Raw genomic sequence first — 20,420 nt, 5'->3', positions numbered from 1 at the left:
CTACACTGGCACCGTGCAGAGAAGTGTCGAGAAGATCGCTTGATACCGGTCACGATCGTCTCCGGGTTCCTGGGCGCGGGTAAGACCACGCTGCTGAACAACCTGCTGCGCAACACCTTGGGTGTGCGAATCGGCGTGGTGGTCAACGACTTCGGCGCCATCAATATCGACGCCATGCTGGTCGCCGGTCAAGTCGATTCGACCATGACCATGTCCAATGGATGTCTGTGCTGCACCGCCGATGACGACGAGCTGGCCGGCATGCTGACCGCTCTGGCCGGCCGGGACATCGACGCGATCGTGATCGAAGCCAGCGGGCTGGCCGAGCCACTGCCCCTGGTGCGCATGGTGCTGGCGGCGACGGCCGACGACCGCCGGATCGGTTACGGGGGACTGGTCACCGTCGTCGACACCGCCCAGTACGAAGACGTCGCGGCCCGGCACCCCGAGATCGCCCAGCACCTGGCCCTGGCAGATCTGGTGGTTCTCAACAAGATTGACCTGGCCGACGCGGGAGACCGCACCCACCTGCGTGCCGTGGTCAAGGAGCGCAACCCCCGTGCCTCCATCGTGGAGACCACCGGGGCCGACGTCGACCCGCGGCTGCTGTTCGACAAGAAGGAGCGCCCCGAGACGTTCGGTCAGCTCTCCCTGGAAGACCTCATCCGCGAGGACCACAATCACGAGCACCACGCCCACCACCACTACGAAACGGTGGAGTTCAGCACGGAACGCTCACTGCATCCGCGACGGCTCGTGGAGTTCCTCGACAGTCAGCCCGCGGGCGTGTACCGCATCAAGGGCGTGGTGCGGCTCGGCGACAAGACACTGGCCGTGCACACCGTGGGGGACCACATCAGCGTCGAGAAGACGGTCAAGGGGGTGAACCTCGCGGCGGGGGCCAGTCTTGTGCTCATCGGCACGCACCTGGACGGCGACACCATCACCGAGCGCCTGCATGCCCTTGTCGACGATCCGCCCGACCCCGATCCGGAACGGTCGATGCTGGTCCTGGGAAAGTATTTGCGCTAATCAGACGCCGCGTCTACTGTTGCTTCTCGTGCTGTACTTCTCCGGTCAACTCGTAGTAGCAACCCGCAGCGGGGTCTGATCCAGACCGACCCCTCGCTGTGGGTCGAAGCTACTACCTGTCGGTCACCTTCCCATTCGGATGAAAGACCGGCACATGCACTCCTCGACAACAATCTCCCCGCGCAACGACCTGTTCGCGGATCGCTTCGGTGTCCCGCTGCCGCGTGGACTGCGCGAAGAAGCTCGCGACATGTCCTGGGCCTCGTTCTGCCAGACCTACGAGCGCAGCACGGGCGCGCTGAGACTGGGTCAGTGGTCCGAGGCCAACGGCACTTATCAGGCGACACTGGCGATCGGTGAGCGCATCGAATCGTCAACGGTCAGTGCCTGTGGGCCGATGGCGGCGCTGACCGCCATGCTGTCCGAGCGGGGGATACGGATGGAAACGCTGCGCTTCCATCAGATGCACGACGGCGATCAGACGGTCACCTTCGTGTGCGGCACCAATGGCATGGGCACCGCCTGGGCGATGGGCCGCGCCCGGGACGCCACCAGGTCATCGCTCAAGGCGGTCACCGCCTGCGCCAATCGGCTGGCCTGCTGACGCCTCCGCTCAGTGCAAGGGGCGCAGGACGATTGGCATGCCGTCGATTGGCAGCGGCATACCGGCGTAGTCCCACTTGGCCTGGTAATTGGGGTGGGCCAGCTCGAACCGGTAACGCCGCAGCAGACGGTGCATGACGGCTTTGATCTCCAGCTGGCCGAACACCATGCCGATGCACTTGTGCGCACCCCCGCCGAAGGGCGAGAACGCATACCGGTGACGCTTGTGCTCGTTGCGTGGTTCGGAGAAGCGGTCCGGATCGAACTTCTCCGGGTCGGTCCACAATTCGGGCAGGCGGTGGTTCATGCCCGGCCAGATGTTGATCATGGTGTTGGCCGGGATATGGAATCCGAGAAGATCGGTATCGCGCACCGTTGAGCGGATGTTGAAGGGCAGTGGGGTCACGAGGCGCAATGCCTCGTTCATCACCAGGTCGAGGCTTTCCAGCTTCTCCAACGAGTCGATGTCCAGCGGGCCGTCGCCAAGACGGTCCGACTCCTCCCGAACCCGTTCTTGCCATTCGGGATTGGCGGCCAGGTAGTAGGCCATCGTCGTCGTGGTCGACGTGGTGGTGTCATGGGCGGCCATCATCAAGAAGATCATGTGGTTGACGATGTCGGTGTCGGAGAAGGCGTCACCCTCGTCGGTCTCGGCGTGGCATAGCGCCGTCAGCATGTCGGCACCCGAATCCTTTTGGCGGGCAATGCCGACCCGCTCGATGAAGTATTCCTCCAGGAGCTTGCGTCCCTGCAATCCCTGCCACCACTTGAAGGGAGGCAAGCCGAACCGGAAGATGGCGCCACCGGCGCGGGTGGTCGCGACGAATGCCTTGTTGACCTTGTCTAGCCGGTCGTGCTGGGCATGGGGCTCATTACCCATGAACACCACCGAGGCGACGTCCAGGGTCAGTTCCTTGATAGCCGGGTAGAAGAGGAACCGGCTGTCGTTGGTCGGCCACTCGGCGACGATCTCGCTGGCCACCGAGTCGATCTGCTCCACGTAGCCCGCCAGCCGGCTGCGCAGGAACGCCTGCTGCATGATCAGCCGGTGCTCGCGGTGCTCCTGGAAGTCCAGCAGCATCAGCCCGCGGCTGAAGAAGGGACCGATGACGGGAACCCAGCCTTGCTGGGAGAAGTCCTTGTTGGCATTGCTGAATACCGCCTGGGTGGCGTCGGGGCCCAGTGCCGCGACGATCTTGCCGATAGGCGTTTGGGTCCAGCTGACCGGACCGCGCTCCTGGTACATGTTGAGCACCCAGTCGATGCCCCCGCGGAACATCTCGACCATGTGCCCGAGCATCGGCAGCCCCTGGTCACCCATCACCGGCTTCAGACCGCTGCCTGCCGGTGGCGTCGCCAGTTCGGCCATCGGCCATTCGCGGTTGTTGAGGTAATTCTCGACGTATCCCAACCCCGGAAGGGTGTTCATCGTGGGGAGGCGGCGTTTGGCCTGGTCGATGAGGTAATCGGTGCTGTTGATCGTCGCCATGGGGCGTCGCTCCTTCGCTCGCGGCAAGCACGTCAATGTGCTCTAGCTCATCTTCGCCACAGGACTTGACGGGTGTCAAGTTCTGTTCATACGGTGTTTCGGTGCAAACTGTGCAAGTGGTCAGTCCAGCGCGCAGTGGCACGCAGACCCGCGGCGATCGTCAGCGGGACGCGATCATGACGGCTGTCGCCGAGCTGATCGCGGAAAACCACAGCTTCGCCGACCTCTCGGTCAGCGCGATCAGTGAGCGAGCAGGGGTCGGCAGGTCGGGGTTCTACTTCTACTTCGACAGCAAGTATTCGGTGCTCGCGCAAATGGTCGGCGACGCATTCGCGGAACTCGACGAGCTCACCCACTACTTCGCTCCGCGCGGCGAAGACGAGACCCCCGAGCAGTTCGCCAACCGCATGGTGGGTAGTGCGGCCGCGTCGTTCGCGCACAACGACCCGCTCATGAAGGCATGCCAAGAGGCGCGGATCACCGATCCGACCATCGCCGGGCTGCTCGACGACCTCACCGACGTCGTCATCGGCAAGATTCTCAAGATCGCCGAGATCGAGGTCAACGAACGCGGCGCGCAACCCATTTCGGACGATCTGCCCGCGTTGGTGCGGTCCCTGGTGGCACTTACCGCGTCCACCGTGTCAGGCGACAGCTCCTTCGTCGGACGCGACACCGATCCCGCCCGGGCGCTGGCAACCGTCGAAACGCTATGGCGTGTCAGCCTTTTGGGGCGCTGACGGCGTCGTGTCGGATCGGCGCTGCAGCACCGTGCGTCGGATGCCGTAGCCCGCTGCGCCGAGAACAGCCAACGCGCCGAGCCAGGGCAGTAGCAGTCCGAACAGCAGCAGCACGCTGTTTGCAGCGGCCACGAGTCCATCCCAGCCGCGCTCGATCTGCCCGAGGAACCCCTGGTACTTGGGCGGTGTCGGCGGGAGGCCAACCTCGTCGGCTAGGAACGTGACGGTGACCGAGCTGTAGGCGATCTGATCGCCGAGCTGGTTGCGTTGCGCGCGCAGACTGTCCAGATCGGCCTGGCGCTTGGACAGTTCGCTTTCGGCCTTGATCAAGGCATCGGTGTCCTTGGAATCGCGCATGATCCCGAGCAGCCGGTCGACGGAGGTCTGTAGCGCCGCGATCCTGGCATCCAGGTCCACCCGCTGCGAGGTCACGTCATCGCTGTTGGTGTCGGCGGATTTGACCTTGCCCAGTTCCTTGAGATCGCGCAGCACGCCGTCGAGCTTGGCGGCCGGGATTCGCAGCACGATCGATGTGCGTGCACGGCCGGATCCGGATCCGGCGTCCTCGGAGCGGCTCTCCACCCTGCCGTTGGCCGACTCGGCGAGCCCTGCCGCCTTGTCGGCAGCCTCCGAGGGGTTGGGGACGGAGATCGTCATGGTTCCGGTCTTGACGATGTCCCGTTTGGACTCGGTCGGCGGCCCGTGCCGAGGGGCCTGCTGCTGTATCGAGTCGCGCAGCGGTGCCGCCGGGAGCTGGGTGTACGTGGGCGCCGCGGTGGCCGGGTAGCCGCCTTCCTGGGTTGCCTCAGTGCGGGAGTGCGAGCCGCCCGAGCACGCCACCGCTGCCATGAGTGCTACTGCAACTGTAGTTGCCCAAGGTAACCACCGGCGGCGAGATTGCATGCTATCTATTGGCATCTTTCGAAGGTACCGTTTGCTATTGGACCGCGCATAAATTCCCGGATGACGGCCGGTACGGTTCAGTGATGGCGTACGAATTCACCGGTAAGCGCTGCTTCGTCACGGGAGCCGCCAGCGGTATCGGACGGGCCACCGCGCTGCTTCTGGGGCGCGAGGGTGCCGAGCTGTTTTTGACCGATCGCGCCGCCGACGGGCTTGAGTCCGTCGTCGAGGAGATCAAGGCCGCCGGAGGAAAGGTCAGCGCCTACCGGGCGCTCGATATCTCCGACTACGAGTCGGTGTCCGCCTTCGCGGCCGACATCCTGACGACGCATCCGAGCATGGACGTCCTGCTCAACATCGCGGGCATATCCGTGTGGGGGTCTGTCGACAGGCTGAGCCACCAGCAGTGGCGTTCAGTGGTCGATATCAACCTGATGGGGCCCATCCACGTCATCGAGAGCTTTGTGCCCGCGATGATCAAGGCCCGTAACGGCGGCCAGATCGTGAACGTCTCCTCGGCGGCCGGCCTGGTGGCCCTGCCGTGGCATGCCGCCTACAGCGCCAGCAAGTACGGCCTGCGGGGCGTGTCGGAGGTACTGCGCTTCGATCTGGCCCGCTACAAGATCGGCGTCACCGTGGTGGTTCCCGGTGCGGTCAACACGCCGCTGGTACGCACCGTCGACATCGCCGGGGTGGATCGCGACAACCCTGACGTCAGTAAGTGGGTGAACCGATTCGTCGGGCACGCCACCTCACCGGAGAAGGTGGCCGAGCGAATCCTGCATGGCATCAGCCGCAACCGATACCTCGTCTACACCGGGGTCGATATCCGTGCGCTGTATCTGTTCAAACGCACGCTGTGGTGGCCCTATAGCGTCGCAATGCGCCTGGCCAATCATGCGTTCACGAACGCGCTGCGGCCCGGATTTCAGAAGTCGGGCTCGAATTCGCAGTCGACGGATTCCTAGCGCCACCAGCCGTCGAACGGGGTGACCGGCAGGGCCCGCTTGTGCCGGGTCCGCAGGTACCACTGTTCGATGCGGTCGGCAGCCTCGACGGTGACGGCCTTGCCTTCCAGGTAATCGTCGATCTGCGCGTAGGTGACGCCCAGGGCGACCTCGTCTGGCAGTGCGGGGCGGTGGTCCTCCAGATCGGCCGTGGGCACCTTGCGTGAGATGCTCTCCGGGGCGCCCAGGTGGGAAAGTATTTGTGCACCTTGACGTTTGGTGAGTCCCGTGAGTGGGGTCACGTCGACCCCGCCGTCGCCGAACTTGGTGAAGAACCCTGTGACCGCCTCGGCGGCGTGATCGGTGCCGACAACCAACAGCCGGTGCTGGCCCGCGGCCGCGTACTGGACCACCATCCGCTCCCGGGCCTTGACGTTGCCCCGCACGAAATCCGTGGGCGTCTCGCCGAGTGCGTCGGCGACCGCTTGGGTCGCGGCATCGGAGGCATCCTTGATATTGATGACGATGGTGCGGTCGGGGTCGATAAACCTAAGGGCCACTTGGGCATCGTCCTCGTCGGCCTGAACGCCATAGGGCAGGCGCACCGCGATGAACTCGGCCTCGATCCCTTCCAGTCGTGACTCCTGCGCGGCCAGCTGGCATAGCCGCCCGGTCAGGGCGCTGTCCTGTCCGCCGGAGATCCCCAGTACGAATCCCTTTGTCCCGCTGGCTCTTAGATAGTCCTTGAGGAATCCGACTCTTCGCGATACCTCGTCGGCCGGATCGATCGTGGGGGAGACGTCGAGGGCTGACCGGATCTCTTCGCGAAGGCTGCTCATTGCCCGACTGTAGAACGCGCGGTCAGCGTGCGCACAGCTTGCACACCAGGTCGTCCCACGCGTCGCCGAGCTGAGTCACCGACTGGCCGTTGGAGACGGTGGCGAAGTGCACGTATCCGGGCTCGATGATCGACATCAGGGCGTGGGTCTGCGCGTCCAGGTCGCCGGTGCATTCGAGTTGGGTCAGCAGTGACCGGATGTGCGCGCGGACCAGCATGGTCGGCGGTGCCTTGTGCCAGGCATCGGCATCGGCGGTGGTGGCGCGGGCAAGGTCGAGATGGCGTTCCAGGAAGGCGAGCCGGGCTCGTCCGAACGCGATGAGCCGGGTCAGTGGCGGCGCGTCGGGGCCCAGCGGCGGTGGCCCGAACATGAACGCTTCTTGCTCGATGTGCTCTTCGTGGTCAAGGAGCGCGAGCAGCAGTCCAGTGCGGCTGCCGAAACGGCGAAAGAGCGTCCCCTTGCCCACGCCGGCGGCATTGGCGACCGCATCCATCGACATCCCGTCCGGGCCCACCTCGTCGAGAAGCTGACGGGCGGCGTCCAGGAGTAGGGCACGGTTGCGGGTGGCAATGGCCCGTTCGCGGACCGGATTCTGCGCAAGGTCGACAGAAAGCAGGGGGATTTCTTGACCAGGCATAACAGCTTGATGATAGCCGCAGGGAATCAAACGGACCACAGTCCGTATTGTAGAACGTGACAAAGAAGCAGGATGTAGGTGCGACAAACGTGCCGCTCTGATGAAAGGTGTTCCCCATGGCCGAGGAAGTGGCAGAGAAGAACGTGCTGGCGATCGTCGGAAGCCTGCGCAAGGCATCGCTCAATCGCCAGCTCGTGGAGGCGGCCGCGGAGAACACGCCGGACGGCGTGAGCGTGCGTATCTACGAGGGGCTGGCCGATCTTCCGCACTACAACGAGGACATCGACGGCGACGGTGCGCCGGCTGCCGCCGAAGCCCTGCGCGCGGCCGTCGCCGATGCCGACGCGGTGCTGCTGGTCAGCCCGGAGAACAACGGCACCATTTCCAGCTCGCTCAAGAATGCGATCGATTGGCTGTCGCGGCCCTTTGGCTCCAGCGTGTTCAAGGGCAAGCCGACTGTCGTGATCGGGACCTCGGCGGGCCGCTACGGCGGCATCTGGGCGATCGACGAGACCCGTAAGGCTGCCGGGATCGCGACCGCCAACGTGCTCGAGGACGTCAAACTTGCTGTGCCTTCCTCGGCCTTCGACGGCAAGCACCCGCGTGAGCATGCCGAGACGGTCGCTGAGCTGACCAAGACACTGGACGCATTGGTTTCAGCTTCCGGCAGCTAATTCGTAGCGACTGATCGTCGGTCATGCCCGGTACCGTGCCGGGCATGACCGTCCTCGTCACTGGCGCTACCGGAAACATCGGCCGGAAGGTCGTCGACCATCTGGTTCGTTTGGGTGTCAGTGATATTCGGGCCTTGACCACCTCGCCGGACAAGGCGGCGCTGCCGGCCGGGGTGACGCCCATCGTCGGATACCTCGGCAAGCCCGAGGGTCTTGAGGGTGCGTTCGACGGTGTCGAGCGGATGTACCTGGCGCCGCTGTCGTCCACGGCTGCGGCGGTGCTGGAGATGGCGCGCGCCGCCGGGGTGCGCCATGTGGTGGCGCTGACGGGGGATGCGTCGTGGTGGGCCGAACAGGCGAGCGCCGTCGAAAACAGCGGTCTGGGGTGGACTCAGCTCGGCCCCGGAGAGTTCATGGAGAACTACGCCATGTGGGTCGAACAGATCAAACGCACCGGTGCGGTGCACGAGCCCGAGCGCCAGGTAGCCCAGTCGCCGATCGCGATGGATGACATCGCAAGGGTGGCCGCGGCCGTCCTGCATGCGGGGGACGAGCACTTAGATAAGAAGTATCCGATCACCGGCCCGGAAGCGGTGACGCGGCGGCAGCTGGTACAGACCATCGCCGAGGTGGCCGGTGTCGATGTGCGCTACGTGATCAGTTCGGCCGAGGCGGCCGTGCGTGAGCTGCGGCCGACGATGGGGGACCGGGCCCAGTGGTACATCGACACGTTGACCGATCCTGAATTCGAGCAGCCGGCGAACACCTTGGTGCTTGAACTGACCGGGTACCCGGGTACCACTTTCGCGCAGTGGGTGGCCGACAACGTGGGACTCTTCCGCTAGATCCGGATCTGTCCCCAGATTCGTCCACAGAACTTCACAGTTTCCACAGACTCGCCGGGCGAAAACGTTTGCCCGACGGTAGACGGTCTGCTAGCCGGTGTCGGTGCCCGGTGGTAGACACCCCATATGTTCCAGCCATCACCGCAGGCCCGAACACGCCGTGATAACGACACGCCGGAATTTCAAGGATGTCAGGTCTCACGACCAGGGAATTTCACGAATGTTGTTCAGAACATCTTGTATGGGTTCCGATTGTCGGACACTAGGTGTAGTGTCTGGAACACCGAAAGGCCGGGAACCACTCCGGGCCGCCCGGCCCGGATTTTCGCCAGATCTTCTGGTAGATCCCGGCGCTCAGCCACCACGGGCGGCGTGGAATTTTCCCGGGTGCTGGGCTGCTGAAAACTTTGTTGAGATGTCTACGATCGATTCGCTGAGGAGCTACGCATGAGCATCACCGTCTACACCAAGCCCGCCTGCGTACAGTGCAACGCGACGTACAAGGCCCTCGACAAGCAGGGCATCGAGTACAGCATCGTGGACATCACCGAGGTCCCCGAGGCGCGTGACTACGTCATGGCGCTCGGCTACCTGCAGGCGCCCGTGGTTGTGGCCGGTGACGATCACTGGTCGGGTTTCCGTCCGGACCGCATCAAGGCGCTCGCCGGCGCAGTCGCCGTCTCTGCCTAATAAGTAGTAAGTAGTACGGGAGCCGGGCATGGCCCATCTGGTCTATTTCTCCAGCGTGTCGGAGAACACCCACCGCTTCGTCCAGAAGCTGGGTGTTCCCGCCACCCGGATCCCGCTGCGTGGCGACATCACGGTCGATGACCCTTACGTCCTGATCCTGCCGACCTATGGCGGCGGGCACCCGGTGCCCGGGCAGGCCGCGGGATACGTCCCCAAGCAAGTCATCAAGTTTCTCAACAATGAGCACAACCGGTCTTTGATCCGCGGGGTCATCGCGGCCGGCAATACCAATTTCGGCGCGGAGTACTGCTACGCGGGCAAGGTCATCTCGGCCAAATGCGACGTGCCGTATCTGTATCGCTTTGAACTCATGGGTACCGCTGAAGACGTGCAGCAGGTGCTCGCTGGACTCGACGAATTTTGGAAGGACACACCGTGGCGCCAACCGCGACAACTGCAGAACCTGTGACCTCTGCGCATGGCTCGGCTCACGGCGAGCTGGACTATCACGCCCTCAACGCCATGCTCAATCTGTATGACGCCGACGGCAAGATCCAGTTCGACAAGGATGCGGCGGCGGCGCGGCAGTACTTCCTGCAGCACGTCAACCAGAACACGGTCTTCTTCCACAATCAGGACGAGAAGCTCGACTACCTGATCGAGAAGGAGTACTACGAGCGCGAGGTGCTCGACCAGTACTCGCGCAACTTCGTCAAGAGTCTGCTGGATCGGGCCTACGCCAAGAAGTTCCGGTTCCCGACGTTCCTCGGCGCATTCAAGTACTACACCTCGTACACGCTGAAGACCTTCGACGGAAAGCGTTACCTGGAGCGCTTCGAGGACCGCGTCGTCATGGTGGCACTGACGCTGGCCGCCGGCGATCTGCAGCTGGCCGAGAAGCTGGTCGACGAGATCATCGACGGCCGTTTCCAGCCGGCCACCCCGACCTTCCTGAACTCGGGCAAGAAGCAGCGCGGCGAGCCGGTGTCCTGCTTCCTGCTGCGCATCGAGGACAACATGGAGTCCATTGGGCGCTCCATCAACTCGGCACTGCAGCTGTCCAAGCGCGGTGGCGGTGTCGCCTTGCTGCTCACCAACATTCGTGAGCACGGTGCGCCGATCAAGAACATCGAAAACCAATCCTCGGGTGTCATTCCGATCATGAAGCTGCTGGAGGACTCCTTCTCCTACGCCAACCAGCTCGGTGCACGCCAGGGGGCCGGTGCGGTGTACCTGCACGCACACCACCCGGACATCTACCGCTTCCTGGACACCAAGCGCGAGAACGCCGACGAGAAGATCCGCATCAAGACCCTCTCGCTGGGTGTGGTGATCCCGGACATCACCTTCGAGTTGGCCAAGAAGAACGAGGACATGTACCTGTTCTCGCCGTACGATGTCGAGCGCACCTACGGGGTGCCGTTCGCCGACATCAACGTCACCGAAAAGTATTACGAGATGGTCGATAACGGCCAGATCCGGAAGACGAAGATCAAGGCGCGCGAGTTCTTCCAGACCCTCGCCGAGCTGCAGTTCGAGTCAGGCTACCCGTACATCATGTACGAGGACACCGTGAACCGTGCCAACCCCATCGAGGGCAAGATCACGCATTCGAACCTGTGCTCGGAGATCCTGCAGGTGTCGACACCGTCGCTGTTCAACGATGATCTGTCGTACGCCAAGGTGGGCAAGGACATTTCGTGCAACCTCGGCTCGCTGAACATCGCCAAGACGATGGACTCGCCGGACTTCGCGCAGACCATCGAGGTGTCGATCCGCGCGCTGACCGCGGTGTCGGATCAGACCCACATCTGGTCGGTGCCCTCGATCGAGCAGGGCAACAACGACTCTCACGCCATCGGCCTGGGGCAGATGAACCTGCACGGCTACCTGGCGCGTGAGCGGATCTTCTACGGCTCCGAAGAGGGTGTGGATTTCACCAACATCTACTTCTACACGGTGCTCTACCACGCGCTGAAGGCATCGAACCGTATCGCCGTCGAGCGCGGTAAGGCCTTCGGTGGCTTCGAGAAGTCGAAGTATGCCAGCGGCGAGTTCTTCGACAAGTACACCGAGCAGGTGTGGGAGCCGGCGACCGAGAAGGTGCGCCAACTGTTCGCGGATGCCGGGATTCGCATTCCGACACAGGATGATTGGCTGCGTTTGAAGGAGTCGGTGCAGCAGCACGGCATCTACAACCAGAACCTGCAGGCGGTGCCGCCGACCGGATCGATCTCCTACATCAACCACTCGACATCGTCGATTCACCCGGTTGCCTCGAAGATCGAGATCCGCAAGGAAGGCAAGATTGGCCGGGCGTACTACCCGGCGCCGTACCTGACGAACGACAACCTGGAGTACTACCAGGACGCGTACGAGATCGGCTACGAGAAGATCATCGACACGTACGCTGCGGCCACTCAGCACGTGGACCAGGGCCTGTCGCTGACGCTGTTCTTCAAGGACACCGCCAGCACGCGTGACGTCAACAAGGCGCAGATTTACGCGTGGCGCAAGGGAATCAAGACGCTGTACTACATCCGGCTGCGTCAGATGGCGCTGGAAGGCACCGAGGTCGAGGGCTGCGTTTCCTGCATGCTGTAGGGGCATATCTGTTCAAAAAGCGGGTCAGGGAAACGCTCCCTGGCCCGCTTTTTTCGGGGCATAGGCCGCAGGCGGCACCGGATGCCTCGATCGGCGCATCCATAGCAGTAGGAGCATGGCAACTTCGGCGGTTGCGGTACCGGGCGGTTACAACACCGGCATGCCATGCTGTGTTACATGTTTCGACGGAAGATATTCCGTGACCCGCCTGTCGAGCTAACGTCCGCACAGGAATCCTCGGCCAGGCGAGCGGCCCGGCGTGCGGCGCGGGAGTCGCGACGGTCACTGCGGACCGCACGCGGGCAGTACCGGCGTTACCGCGACGTCGTCGGTGACGTCTACATGGACTGGCCGCGGTGGCGCGCCGAGTACCTCAACGAGTATCGCGGCGGCGATGTGATTTCCGAAGGCGGCACTCAGATTGGCATGAGCTTCCCCGGCGACGCTCTTTAGTGGGGCCGAAATTCTCGTCGGTGCCGCCGTCAAGTTTCAAGAAGCGGATCAGCGCTGCTCACGAACAACGCCGGAAGTGGTTACTAGGGCCATAGACCAGCCGAGGCGCGATGTTTGCTATCCGCATGGACAGCTGAAGTTTTCTGGGCGTAGTGTTAAGCCCTGAGGAATTTGCGGGATTTGACGGAGGCGATGTGTCGGGGAATGAACGATCAACTGAACGGCTGACAGCGGTGACAGATTGCCGCGATTTGGCGCGTTCAAGTGCGGCGACGCAGGAGTTGCCCGTGCGTGATCGTGCTCCCCAATCCAGCCCCGATCGGGACCCGGGTCGCCGCCTGGCTGCTTTCGCTGGCGGGAGTGTCCTGGTTATCGGCGCGGTGGCCGCGCTGCATAACCTGTATCGCAGCGGTGACGACGCTGCGGCTCTGATTGGCTGGGCGGGGCTGCTGCTGTTGGCTTTGACCGCGCTTGGTGGCGGGATAAAGCTTGCGATATGGGGTGCCCGACCAGCGGTCACAGCGCTTTTCGATCGAGCGAAAGACCTGTGTGCCGAGCCTGTCCAGGCGGTGGCTGCGTCAGGGGCGGTCATCGTTGGGGCGCTGGGTATGTGGTGGACGTTCCGCGGCGGCTACACCAGCTGGTGGCAGCACCTGACCGGTGAGAGTCAGTGGTCGCTGTCGCTGGGGGTTGGTCAGATGTTGGTGGCGGTGGTCGCTGGCGCCGCGCTCTTCACTGGTGGCGGGTATGTGACCGGCCTGGCCAAGGAAGCTCTCACCGACTCAGGTCTACTCATCGAGCGTGACCGCGCGGCCGGCAGGCGGCGGGCGCCGGAGGGGCTGTGGCATCCGGGTCTGGTGGCCGCGCTGATCGGTGGTGGTTTGGGGTTGGTGCTGCTGACCGCTGGTATTACGCCGCGGTTGTATGTGTGGATTACCGGCCCGGATGTACTGCCCGCTGTCGCCGCTATCACCGCAGTGCTGCTGTGGGCGATCGGTTCCAACCTGGGGTGGTGGAAAGGTCTTGTGGGTCTGTGGAAATGGGCCAGCGATGCCTCCCAGACGGCAACTGCGACCGCCGGTGTGGTTGCGGTGTTGATGTTTTCGGCCAGCGGACTCGGCTTGGGTTGGTTCACTCCGGCGACGGTGCCGGAGGCTCGCGCGGCCTGCCCGCCGGATTGTGGTGGCCCGGGCGGTAGTGATGGCCCTCCTGGGGGTGGGCAGATGTTTCAGCCGCCGAGTCAAGGCGGGCCGCAGATGCCGGACTATCAAGGTGGTATCAACCAGCCGCCACTGGATCAGAACAGCGGCATCAGCATCTACAACACGCAGGCTCCCTCGGCGGGCAACAGTACTGGCTTACAAGGGGCTCAGCAGGGGTCTCAGCAGGGGTGGGATCAGCCTGCGCACGGCACCCAAATCCCGGATTATCAGAACGCGACGCCGTATACCCAAGGTCCCGGTGCCCCGAACCCCGAGTACAACGGCGGGCAAGCCAACCCGGGATCGCAGGGCGGGCAGCCGAATCAGGGCGTGCAGCAGCCGGTGCAACAATCGCAGCAAGCACCCCAGCAGCAGCCTGGGCAGAATCAGCCGCCGCAGAACAACTCTGGGCAGCAGCCGAACCAGTCGTCGGATCAGCAGAAGATCGATGATCTGACGCGTCAGCTGCAGGAAAGGCAGCAGCAGTCGGATCAGGACCGTCAGCGTATCGATGACCTGACCAAGCAGCTCCAGCAGCAGAAGCAGAGCAAGCAGCAGTCGCCGAAGTTCCCGTCGAAGGACAAGAAGAAGGACGACAAGGACGACAAGGACGAGCAGGACGACCGCGATAAGCAGTCCGGTGATAACGATCTGTCCGCGCTGTTGCTGGGTGCGGCCTCGACGCGCCGCCGCAAGCAGGACGAGCAACAGGGCCCGGATACCGAGGCGCTGGGGCAGGATGCTTCGCAAGCGGTGCAAGGCCTTCCGGGTGATGTGCAGACCTATGTCCAATCCGGCCAGCAGATCGGCGAGTCTTCGGGGCAGGCCGCTCAAGGCTTCGGTTCGGCCGCGCAGGCTGGCGCTTCGCTAGCATCGTCGGCACAATCCGGAGCGGTGAACCCGCAGGACGCAATCACCGTGGTTCAGGGGGTCTCACAAGGCATTCAGGGCACCGCCGACGCGGTTAACGCTGGCAGTCAGATCGTGAAAACTGCTCAGGGAGAAGCCGATCAAGTCGCCCAGGCTGTCGGTGACGCCAACCCACAGCTGAAACCGCAAACTGAACAGTTCACGCAGTTGAACGACCAAGCATCCCAGGTCACCGACATGGTTGGGCAGGGCTCACAACTGACCTCTCAAGGTGCCGGCGCGGTCAATTCGGTATCCAGCTTGGGGACGGGTGGGTTGCCCGATACCGGCGCGGCCAGTGATGCACTGTCGGAAGGTGGCACCGCCGAAGCAGTCGATTTCAAGACTGCTCCTGCCCCTGACCCTCTGCCAGCACCTTTGCAACCATCGACCCCTGCAACACCATCTTCGGTACCGCATCTGTCATCACCACCGGCCTCGCCTGGCCCCGCGCCGGAACCGCCAGCGCCGACTACCTCACCAACGCCGACACCTACACAGTCCACGCAGCCGCCAGCCACGCCGCCAAGTCCGCCAGCACCGACCACCCCGCCGCCGAACACTCCGGCTCCTGCGCCGACCAGTTCGCCAACACCTACCTCTTCACCCGGCACGCCTCCACCGTCCCCTCTGGAAGCCGCGAGATCGAACAATCCTGCTGAGGTCGCCAAACAGTATTTGGGGAAGTGGGCTGATGATTTAGCAAACAACAGCGATCTGCAGATGCAGAAGGGCATAGACCCAACTGTGGACTGCGCAAATTTTGCTAGCGCTGTGCTAATCAAAGCCGGTCTACTTGATCCGAGTTCTCAGACAGTCGGGGTCTTGCCTCTGTACAAGACCCTAACAGCAAATGGATGGCAGGCCGTCCCGGCAGCTGAAGCTCCGCCCGGAGCAGTCGCCATATTCGGCAGCGCGCACAGCCAGCACGTCGAGTTTGTTTCCGCCAACGATGCTGGAAAACTTACGCTCATAGGATCAAATAACACAGGACCCGGAGGGGAGGGGCCGCAGAAAGTCGGCTTCGAGGCTCCGTGGAGTAGCGCGATTACCTATCTAAAGCCCCCGTCCTGAGCCGGGATCACGTTAACCTAGCAGCAAATGAAAGAGGCTTCCATGTTGAGGATATTGACTCCGATTCTGTTAGTTCTGGCGGGTTCCCTGATCAGTGCCCCCTTTGCGTCGGCGGATGTGGATCCACAATCACCCGAAGGCTGTGTAATCCTCAAGCCAGCACTGACAGATCTCGATGCCAAATTCGGGCAATCTGTTCAACTGGTGATCAGTTCTAAATATGAGACGTTCCGCATCTCAGATGATGGCCGCTGGGCTTTTGTGTATGCCAAGATGCGCAATGCAAACGGCGGGCCCGTTACGTATCTGGATCCGGAGGACGCCGAAGCCGCCAAGCACGGTGCGAAGTCGCAGCAGTACGCGGGGCTTCTGCAGCGCGGCGACACAGGGCAGTGGACTCTAATCACCAGCAGCATAGGGCCGACCGATGTTCCCTGGGTGACATGGAGCCGCGACTACTCGGCGCCGCCCGAACTCTTCCCCGCCGCCCACTAATCAAGCACGCAAGGCATCAGCTGCGGAGGCACACCCGTCGTGTCAGTCGATTTGTGCCCGGGGTAGAACAAAAGATGGGACACGCGGGCGACCGTTGTAGAAGTCTTTCCGATTACGGCCCGGAGCCGCGAAGGACCTTCGCCAGAGGCTTACCCCCCGCGAGTTCGTCTACGAGCTTGTCGAGGTAACGGATCTTTCGCATGAGTGGGTCGTCGACCTCCTGCACCTTCACTCCGCACACAACGCCTGTGATGAGCGAGGCATTCGGGTTCAGCGACGCGTCGGAAAAGAACTCCGCGAACGTCGCCCCGTCCGCGAGATGGCGGCGCATCGTCACTTCGTCGAAGCCGGTCAGCCATCGGACGACCTCGTCGAGTTCGGCCTGTGTGCGGCCCTTGCGTTCGATCTTCGAGAGGTAGTGCGGATAGACCGAGGCGACGGGGGTGCGAAAAATCCGATGCTCCATGGCCTGAGGCTAACCGCCTGGTCTGCAGCGCCGCTCCGTGTAAGGGCTCACTCCTTGCGGGCCTTGTCTGCGTGTAGCGCTTTCAGGCGTCGCTCTTCACGCAACACGTTCTGATAGCTTTCGCGTTCTGCGATCAGCCATTCCGGCTTCTCTTCGAGCAGCTGATTGATCTGCTCGGTGGTGAGCGCTTCCTCGACGCCGCCCCGGGAGAGACCTGAGATCGAGACGCCCAGCTTGGCCGCCACGAGGTTCTTCGGGTGCGGTCCGTTCTTGCGCAGATCCTTGAGCCACTGCGGTGGATCCTCCTGCAACGCAGCGAGCTCGGCACGGGTGATCGCGTTCTCCTGGAACTCCGCAGGTGTCGCTTGCAGGTACACGTCCAGCTTCTTGGCTGCCGTGGCGGGTTTCATGGACTGCGCGTTCGGCCTGCTCATGGCATCAGCGTATCGGTAGCCTGAGGCAGTGACCGCGCTCAGCCTCACCCTCGGGTACGTCCCCGGCGGGACACCCGCGAAGTGGGCCCGGATCTGGGCCGAGCGTCATCGAGAGGTCCCGTTGCACTTGCACGCTGTCACTGCGGCAGATGCAGCCGCAGCAGTGCGGGCGGGCACCGTTGACGTGGCGTTGCTTCGGCTGCCGGCCGACACATCGGGGCTGGCCGTCATTCCTCTCTACGAGGAGACGACGGTGGTGGTGGTGCCGACCGATCACCTGCTCACTGCTGTCGACGCGATCACGGCCGCGGACCTCGACGACGAGCCAGTGCTGCTCCCGCTTGATGACGTCCTCTCCTGGGCCGAGGCTCCCGGCGTTCCGGTCGATCACCGGCCCGAGACCACCGAGGACGCAATAGAACTCGTCGCCGCGGGGATGGGCGCGCTCATCGTTCCGCAGTCACTGGCTCGGCTGTATCACCGCAAGGACCTCACCTATCGCCCGATCACCGATGCGCCCACCTGCCCGGTGGTACTGGCTTTCCCAGAGGGGCAACAGCCCGAACTGGTCGAGGAGTTCATCGGGATTGTGCGGGGACGCAAACCCGATTCGTCACGGGGGCGCGCCGAGTCGGCCCCGAAGCGCACCGCGCGAGAAAAGACCCTCGCGAAGCAGGCCGCCCGCGCCGCGGCGGGCAAGGTCGCGCGAGACCCGGGCCGACCAAAGCGTGGTCGACGCTGAGCCCGAAATCGTCGCGAGATTCAGGCTCGTCAGTGATCTAATGACCGCGTGACCCCCGACGAATGGTTGGAAGCACTGCGCAAGGGGATCGCGGCCGTCGTCGCGACCCCGCCCGAGTCCCTCGATCGGGACGCGCCGTCGTGCCCGGGCTGGACCGCCCGGGACCTGGTGGCCCATCTCGGCGGCGTGCACCGATGGGCGGTGGGAGTCATTGTCGGTCAAAAGGTTCCATACCAGGATGTCGACGCGGAGGCTCCGACAGGTCAGGCCGTCCTGGGTTGGTATTCGGGCTACGCCGAAGAGCTGGTCGAGACACTGACCTCCGCGGATCTTGACGCGCCCACGAAGTCGCCGTTCGGCGAGCGGCCGGTGCGGTTCTGGTACCGGCGGCAGGCAAACGAGGTGGCGGTGCACCGTTGGGACATCGAGCACGCATATCGCGGATGGGATACCGAACCCATCGATACTGCTCTGGCGGCCGACGGCATCGGCGAGTGGTCCGAGCTCTTCACACCCCGGCGCATCGGGCGCGACGGCGGCACACCGGCAGATCTGCAGGGCGCGCGAGTATTACTGAACGCCAACGATGGAGGTGGCGTCTGGCTGCTGCGGGCGGACGCGGACAGCATCGGCATCGTGGATGACGACGCCACTCCGGACGCCACCATCACGGCGTCGACGTCCGATCTGCTGCTGGCGCTCTGGCATCGGGTTCCGTTGTCGCGCTTGACGGTCGACGGGGATGCCGCCCGCGTCGAGCGGGTACTGGATCTAGTTCGGATCTAAGGCGGGCCGGGTACGGCTAGACCTGCGTACCAGCCACGTGGTGACCGTGGCGATTACCAGCAGCGCCAGTCCGACCCACAGCGCGTCCAGCCCGATGCGGTGATACGTCGCGGCGCCCAGCACGGCGCCGACCGTCAGGCCCGCCCACAGGGTCACGTAGCGCAGCCACACCCATTTGGGGCCGCCGAAGAATGCGTCGACGAGCCGTTGACCGGCCTTGACGACTGTGCCGGTGATGTAGGTGAGCCCGACCTGCACTTCGCCGGAGCGCTGGAAGACCGAGTTCATCGAACCCATGGCCAACGCCGTGACGAGCAGCGCCGCCACCCCGGCGCCCAACTCCTGGGTGATCGCTGCTGCGGCAACCGTGGTCGAGGAGACGGCCAGCACTGCCACGCGCTCGTGTTCACCGCTGATACGTGAGGCGATCGCACCGACCATCACGCCGATGAAGAACATGCCGATCAAACCGGCTGCCTTGTAGGCGGATTCCCAGTTCTGGATGGCCGCCGAAGCCGCCATTCTGGTGGTGTTGCCGCTCATGAAGGACAGGAAGTACCCACCCAGGTGGACGAACCCGATCGCGTCGAGAAACCCTGCGGCCGTGGACAGTCCGGTGGCAAGCACCATTTCCCGTCGCCGGATCGACCACACAGTGGATCAGTGCTTGTGGCCGGGGCCCTGAGCCCGCTTGTACAAGGCCTTGAGCATGTTGTCGCGGAAGGTGGCGTTGTCCAGCAGCTTGATGCCCTTGTCGCACAGCCACGGGTTGCCCAGCGCGCGGTGCATGATGCGGCCGCGGCGGTACTCCCGGCCCCAGGCGTCGTTCATGCGCTGCTCGTAGTTGGTGAAGTCCTGCGGTCCGGCGTTCTGCAACGCCGCGACCGCGCATTCGCCTGCGGCCAAACCGGATTCGAGCGCCTTGGAAATGCCGGCGCCACTGACCGGCTTACCGGCGCCCAACGCGTCACCGGCGAACAGCACACCGGGGCGCCAGGGCGGCCACGCGGTGAATCCCATCGGTAGCCGCCAGGCGCGCACACCCTTGTTCTTGCGCAGTTCGGCAAGATCGGGCAGCTCCCACTCCCGGGGCAGCTTTTTCATGTAGGTGTCCAGCACCTGCGCGGCGTTGACGTCCTGCCACTTCTTGTAGCTGTTGACGTAGCCGATGCCGACGTTGATCCGCCCCGCGCCGAGTGGGAAGACCCATCCGTATCCGATCAGCGCGTCGTTCTTGTGGTGCAGCCGCAGATCGATGTCGAGCATGTTCGAGTCTTCGCGATTGGCCTCCATCTCGGCCCGGATCGCAATCGCGGTGTACCCCTTGACCTCCGAATCGAGGTTCATCGCGCGCTTGATGGGAGAGTAGGCGCCGTCGGCGACGATCACCGCGTCAGCCGAGATCGTCTCGCGGGACCCGTTGGAGGTCTTGACCTCGATGCCCTTGACCACGTTGCCGTCGCCGATGGGTGCCACCGCCTCGGTGGACTGACGCACCTCGACGCCCGCGGACTCGGCGTGCTTGAGCAGCAGGGTGTCCAACTCGGGGCGGCGCACCACATGTCCGTGATCGGGCATGCCGGGACGCTTGGGGAAGGTGAGTTCCCAGAGACTGCCGCTGTCGACGCGCACCCCGTCGACCCGGTGGAACTGTGCGACCTCGTTGGCCAAACCCATCTTTTGCAGGTAGCTCACCGCGCGGGCAGTCAGCCCGTCACCGCACGGCTTGTCCCGGGGAAATTCGGCCTTGTCGACGAGGACCACGCGGGCACCCGTGCGGGCGGCCTGCCAGGCCGCAGATGACCCGGCCGGGCCCCCGCCGACTACCGCGATGTCGTAGTGGTTCTCGCTCACGT

The 20,420-nt window shown here is 63.8% G+C and carries 22 protein-coding genes; 14 read left to right on the top strand and 8 right to left on the bottom strand.

Annotation, left to right across the window (positions count from 1 at the left end):
* Positions 1-39 precede the first annotated feature (39 nt).
* Both MYCSP_RS15970 and MYCSP_RS15965 read left to right on the top strand, forming a co-directional pair.
* Positions 40-1,032, top strand: a complete 993-nt coding sequence (locus MYCSP_RS15970; protein ID WP_083013545.1) for a CobW family GTP-binding protein — start codon at positions 40-42, stop codon at positions 1,030-1,032.
* Positions 1,033-1,186: 154 nt separating this feature from the next.
* A complete protein-coding gene (locus MYCSP_RS15965) occupies positions 1,187-1,636 on the top strand; it encodes a 2-isopropylmalate synthase (RefSeq protein WP_083013660.1) in 450 nt (149 codons plus the stop codon).
* A gap of 9 nt (positions 1,637-1,645) precedes the next feature.
* Here MYCSP_RS15965 and MYCSP_RS15960 read toward each other — a convergent pair whose 3' ends face one another.
* A complete protein-coding gene (locus MYCSP_RS15960; RefSeq protein ID WP_088414309.1) occupies positions 1,646-3,124 on the bottom strand; it encodes a cytochrome P450 in 1,479 nt (492 codons plus the stop codon).
* Positions 3,125-3,240: 116 nt separating this feature from the next.
* Here MYCSP_RS15960 and MYCSP_RS15955 point away from each other — a divergent pair, with 116 nt between their 5' ends.
* The gene (locus tag MYCSP_RS15955) at positions 3,241-3,864 is read left to right on the top strand and encodes a TetR/AcrR family transcriptional regulator (protein ID WP_070909789.1); all 624 of its coding nucleotides are present in this window, start codon (positions 3,241-3,243) and stop codon (positions 3,862-3,864) included.
* Here MYCSP_RS15955 and MYCSP_RS15950 read toward each other — a convergent pair.
* Positions 3,835-4,713 carry a DUF4349 domain-containing protein gene (locus tag MYCSP_RS15950; RefSeq protein WP_088414307.1) on the bottom strand — a complete coding sequence of 293 codons (879 nt, stop codon included), beginning with the start codon at positions 4,711-4,713 and terminating at the stop codon, positions 3,835-3,837. The genes MYCSP_RS15955 and MYCSP_RS15950 overlap by 30 nt on opposite strands.
* 137 nt (positions 4,714-4,850) lie before the next feature.
* Here MYCSP_RS15950 and MYCSP_RS15945 point away from each other — a divergent pair, with 137 nt between their 5' ends.
* On the top strand, positions 4,851-5,735 hold the full coding sequence (locus MYCSP_RS15945; protein WP_083013659.1) for an SDR family oxidoreductase: 885 nt from the start codon (positions 4,851-4,853) through the stop codon (positions 5,733-5,735).
* Here MYCSP_RS15945 and nadE read toward each other — a convergent pair.
* Positions 5,732-6,553, bottom strand: coding sequence for an ammonia-dependent NAD(+) synthetase (gene nadE / locus MYCSP_RS15940; protein ID WP_083013543.1), 822 nt, complete (start codon positions 6,551-6,553; stop codon positions 5,732-5,734). The genes MYCSP_RS15945 and nadE overlap by 4 nt on opposite strands.
* Positions 6,554-6,575: 22 nt before the next feature.
* Positions 6,576-7,190: a TetR/AcrR family transcriptional regulator gene (locus tag MYCSP_RS15935; RefSeq protein ID WP_083013542.1), complete on the bottom strand. Its 615-nt coding sequence runs from the start codon at positions 7,188-7,190 to the stop codon at positions 6,576-6,578.
* A 116-nt stretch (positions 7,191-7,306) separates the two neighbouring features.
* Between MYCSP_RS15935 and MYCSP_RS15930 the strand changes: the two genes are divergently transcribed.
* The 8 genes from MYCSP_RS15930 to MYCSP_RS15895 all read left to right on the top strand — a co-directional run bounded on the left by MYCSP_RS15930 (position 7,307) and on the right by MYCSP_RS15895 (position 16,136).
* Positions 7,307-7,864 (top strand): NAD(P)H-dependent oxidoreductase, encoded by a 558-nt coding sequence (locus MYCSP_RS15930; protein WP_083013541.1) that lies wholly within the window; start codon positions 7,307-7,309, stop codon positions 7,862-7,864.
* Between the two features lie 44 nt (positions 7,865-7,908).
* A complete protein-coding gene (locus tag MYCSP_RS15925; RefSeq protein ID WP_070910087.1) occupies positions 7,909-8,709 on the top strand; it encodes an SDR family oxidoreductase in 801 nt (266 codons plus the stop codon).
* 447 nt (positions 8,710-9,156) lie between these two features.
* Positions 9,157-9,399 carry a redoxin NrdH gene (locus tag MYCSP_RS15920; RefSeq protein ID WP_070909795.1) on the top strand — a complete coding sequence of 81 codons (243 nt, stop codon included), beginning with the start codon at positions 9,157-9,159 and terminating at the stop codon, positions 9,397-9,399.
* Between the two features lie 28 nt (positions 9,400-9,427).
* A complete protein-coding gene (nrdI, locus tag MYCSP_RS15915; RefSeq protein ID WP_088414303.1) occupies positions 9,428-9,868 on the top strand; it encodes a class Ib ribonucleoside-diphosphate reductase assembly flavoprotein NrdI in 441 nt (146 codons plus the stop codon).
* A gap of 53 nt (positions 9,869-9,921) precedes the next feature.
* Complete coding sequence (nrdE, locus tag MYCSP_RS15910) at positions 9,922-12,003, top strand: class 1b ribonucleoside-diphosphate reductase subunit alpha (protein ID WP_070910088.1); 2,082 nt, start codon at positions 9,922-9,924, stop codon at positions 12,001-12,003.
* Between the two features lie 177 nt (positions 12,004-12,180).
* Complete coding sequence (locus MYCSP_RS15905) at positions 12,181-12,456, top strand: hypothetical protein (protein WP_088415644.1); 276 nt, start codon at positions 12,181-12,183, stop codon at positions 12,454-12,456.
* A 194-nt stretch (positions 12,457-12,650) separates the two neighbouring features.
* Positions 12,651-15,641 carry a YIP1 family protein gene (locus tag MYCSP_RS15900; protein WP_235629489.1) on the top strand — a complete coding sequence of 997 codons (2,991 nt, stop codon included), beginning with the start codon at positions 12,651-12,653 and terminating at the stop codon, positions 15,639-15,641.
* A gap of 27 nt (positions 15,642-15,668) precedes the next feature.
* The gene (locus tag MYCSP_RS15895; RefSeq protein WP_088414299.1) at positions 15,669-16,136 is read left to right on the top strand and encodes a hypothetical protein; all 468 of its coding nucleotides are present in this window, start codon (positions 15,669-15,671) and stop codon (positions 16,134-16,136) included.
* A gap of 112 nt (positions 16,137-16,248) precedes the next feature.
* Here the strand turns inward: MYCSP_RS15895 and MYCSP_RS15890 are convergent, their stop codons facing one another.
* The gene (locus tag MYCSP_RS15890) at positions 16,249-16,602 is read right to left on the bottom strand and encodes a DUF2200 domain-containing protein (RefSeq protein ID WP_088414297.1); all 354 of its coding nucleotides are present in this window, start codon (positions 16,600-16,602) and stop codon (positions 16,249-16,251) included.
* 47 nt (positions 16,603-16,649) lie between these two features.
* Complete coding sequence (locus MYCSP_RS15885; RefSeq protein ID WP_088414295.1) at positions 16,650-17,036, bottom strand: DUF5997 family protein; 387 nt, start codon at positions 17,034-17,036, stop codon at positions 16,650-16,652.
* Positions 17,037-17,064: 28 nt separating this feature from the next.
* On the opposite strand from MYCSP_RS15885, the gene MYCSP_RS15880 reads away from it, so the two are divergent.
* Both MYCSP_RS15880 and MYCSP_RS15875 read left to right on the top strand, forming a co-directional pair.
* Positions 17,065-17,778 carry a LysR family transcriptional regulator substrate-binding protein gene (locus MYCSP_RS15880; RefSeq protein WP_070909799.1) on the top strand — a complete coding sequence of 238 codons (714 nt, stop codon included), beginning with the start codon at positions 17,065-17,067 and terminating at the stop codon, positions 17,776-17,778.
* A gap of 48 nt (positions 17,779-17,826) precedes the next feature.
* A complete protein-coding gene (locus MYCSP_RS15875) occupies positions 17,827-18,564 on the top strand; it encodes a maleylpyruvate isomerase family mycothiol-dependent enzyme (protein ID WP_083015598.1) in 738 nt (245 codons plus the stop codon).
* On the opposite strand, the gene MYCSP_RS15870 is transcribed toward MYCSP_RS15875, so the two are convergent.
* Entirely contained in the window at positions 18,550-19,194 is a 645-nt protein-coding gene (locus MYCSP_RS15870) for a YoaK family protein (protein WP_083015594.1), read from the bottom strand. The genes MYCSP_RS15875 and MYCSP_RS15870 overlap by 15 nt on opposite strands.
* Positions 19,195-19,224: 30 nt before the next feature.
* Entirely contained in the window at positions 19,225-20,418 is a 1,194-nt protein-coding gene (locus MYCSP_RS15865) for a geranylgeranyl reductase family protein (RefSeq protein WP_070909802.1), read from the bottom strand.
* Positions 20,419-20,420 lie beyond the last annotated feature (2 nt).

Source organism: Mycobacteroides saopaulense, assembly GCF_001456355.1.
GTDB classification, from domain to species: Bacteria; Actinomycetota; Actinomycetes; order Mycobacteriales; family Mycobacteriaceae; genus Mycobacterium; species Mycobacterium saopaulense.
This window is presented reverse-complemented; position numbering and strand designations above follow the sequence as displayed.

Excerpts from the sequence above, each read along its gene's own strand:
- MYCSP_RS15965 (WP_083013660.1), top strand. The coding sequence starts at position 1,187 with ATGCACTCCTCGACAACAATCTCCCCGCGCAACGACCTGTTCGCGGAT.
- MYCSP_RS15960 (WP_088414309.1), bottom strand. The coding sequence starts at position 3,124 with ATGGCGACGATCAACAGCACCGATTACCTCATCGACCAGGCCAAACGC.
- MYCSP_RS15950 (WP_088414307.1), bottom strand. The coding sequence starts at position 4,713 with ATGGCAGCGGTGGCGTGCTCGGGCGGCTCGCACTCCCGCACTGAGGCA.
- MYCSP_RS15945 (WP_083013659.1), top strand. The coding sequence starts at position 4,851 with ATGGCGTACGAATTCACCGGTAAGCGCTGCTTCGTCACGGGAGCCGCC.
- nadE (WP_083013543.1), bottom strand. The coding sequence starts at position 6,553 with ATGAGCAGCCTTCGCGAAGAGATCCGGTCAGCCCTCGACGTCTCCCCC.
- MYCSP_RS15935 (WP_083013542.1), bottom strand. The coding sequence starts at position 7,190 with ATGCCTGGTCAAGAAATCCCCCTGCTTTCTGTCGACCTTGCGCAGAAT.
- MYCSP_RS15930 (WP_083013541.1), top strand. The coding sequence starts at position 7,307 with ATGGCCGAGGAAGTGGCAGAGAAGAACGTGCTGGCGATCGTCGGAAGC.
- MYCSP_RS15925 (WP_070910087.1), top strand. The coding sequence starts at position 7,909 with ATGACCGTCCTCGTCACTGGCGCTACCGGAAACATCGGCCGGAAGGTC.
- MYCSP_RS15920 (WP_070909795.1), top strand. The coding sequence starts at position 9,157 with ATGAGCATCACCGTCTACACCAAGCCCGCCTGCGTACAGTGCAACGCG.
- nrdI (WP_088414303.1), top strand. The coding sequence starts at position 9,428 with ATGGCCCATCTGGTCTATTTCTCCAGCGTGTCGGAGAACACCCACCGC.
- nrdE (WP_070910088.1), top strand. The coding sequence starts at position 9,922 with ATGCTCAATCTGTATGACGCCGACGGCAAGATCCAGTTCGACAAGGAT.
- MYCSP_RS15905 (WP_088415644.1), top strand. The coding sequence starts at position 12,181 with ATGTTTCGACGGAAGATATTCCGTGACCCGCCTGTCGAGCTAACGTCC.
- MYCSP_RS15895 (WP_088414299.1), top strand. The coding sequence starts at position 15,669 with ATGAAAGAGGCTTCCATGTTGAGGATATTGACTCCGATTCTGTTAGTT.
- MYCSP_RS15890 (WP_088414297.1), bottom strand. The coding sequence starts at position 16,602 with ATGGAGCATCGGATTTTTCGCACCCCCGTCGCCTCGGTCTATCCGCAC.
- MYCSP_RS15885 (WP_088414295.1), bottom strand. The coding sequence starts at position 17,036 with ATGAGCAGGCCGAACGCGCAGTCCATGAAACCCGCCACGGCAGCCAAG.
- MYCSP_RS15870 (WP_083015594.1), bottom strand. The coding sequence starts at position 19,194 with ATGGTGCTTGCCACCGGACTGTCCACGGCCGCAGGGTTTCTCGACGCG.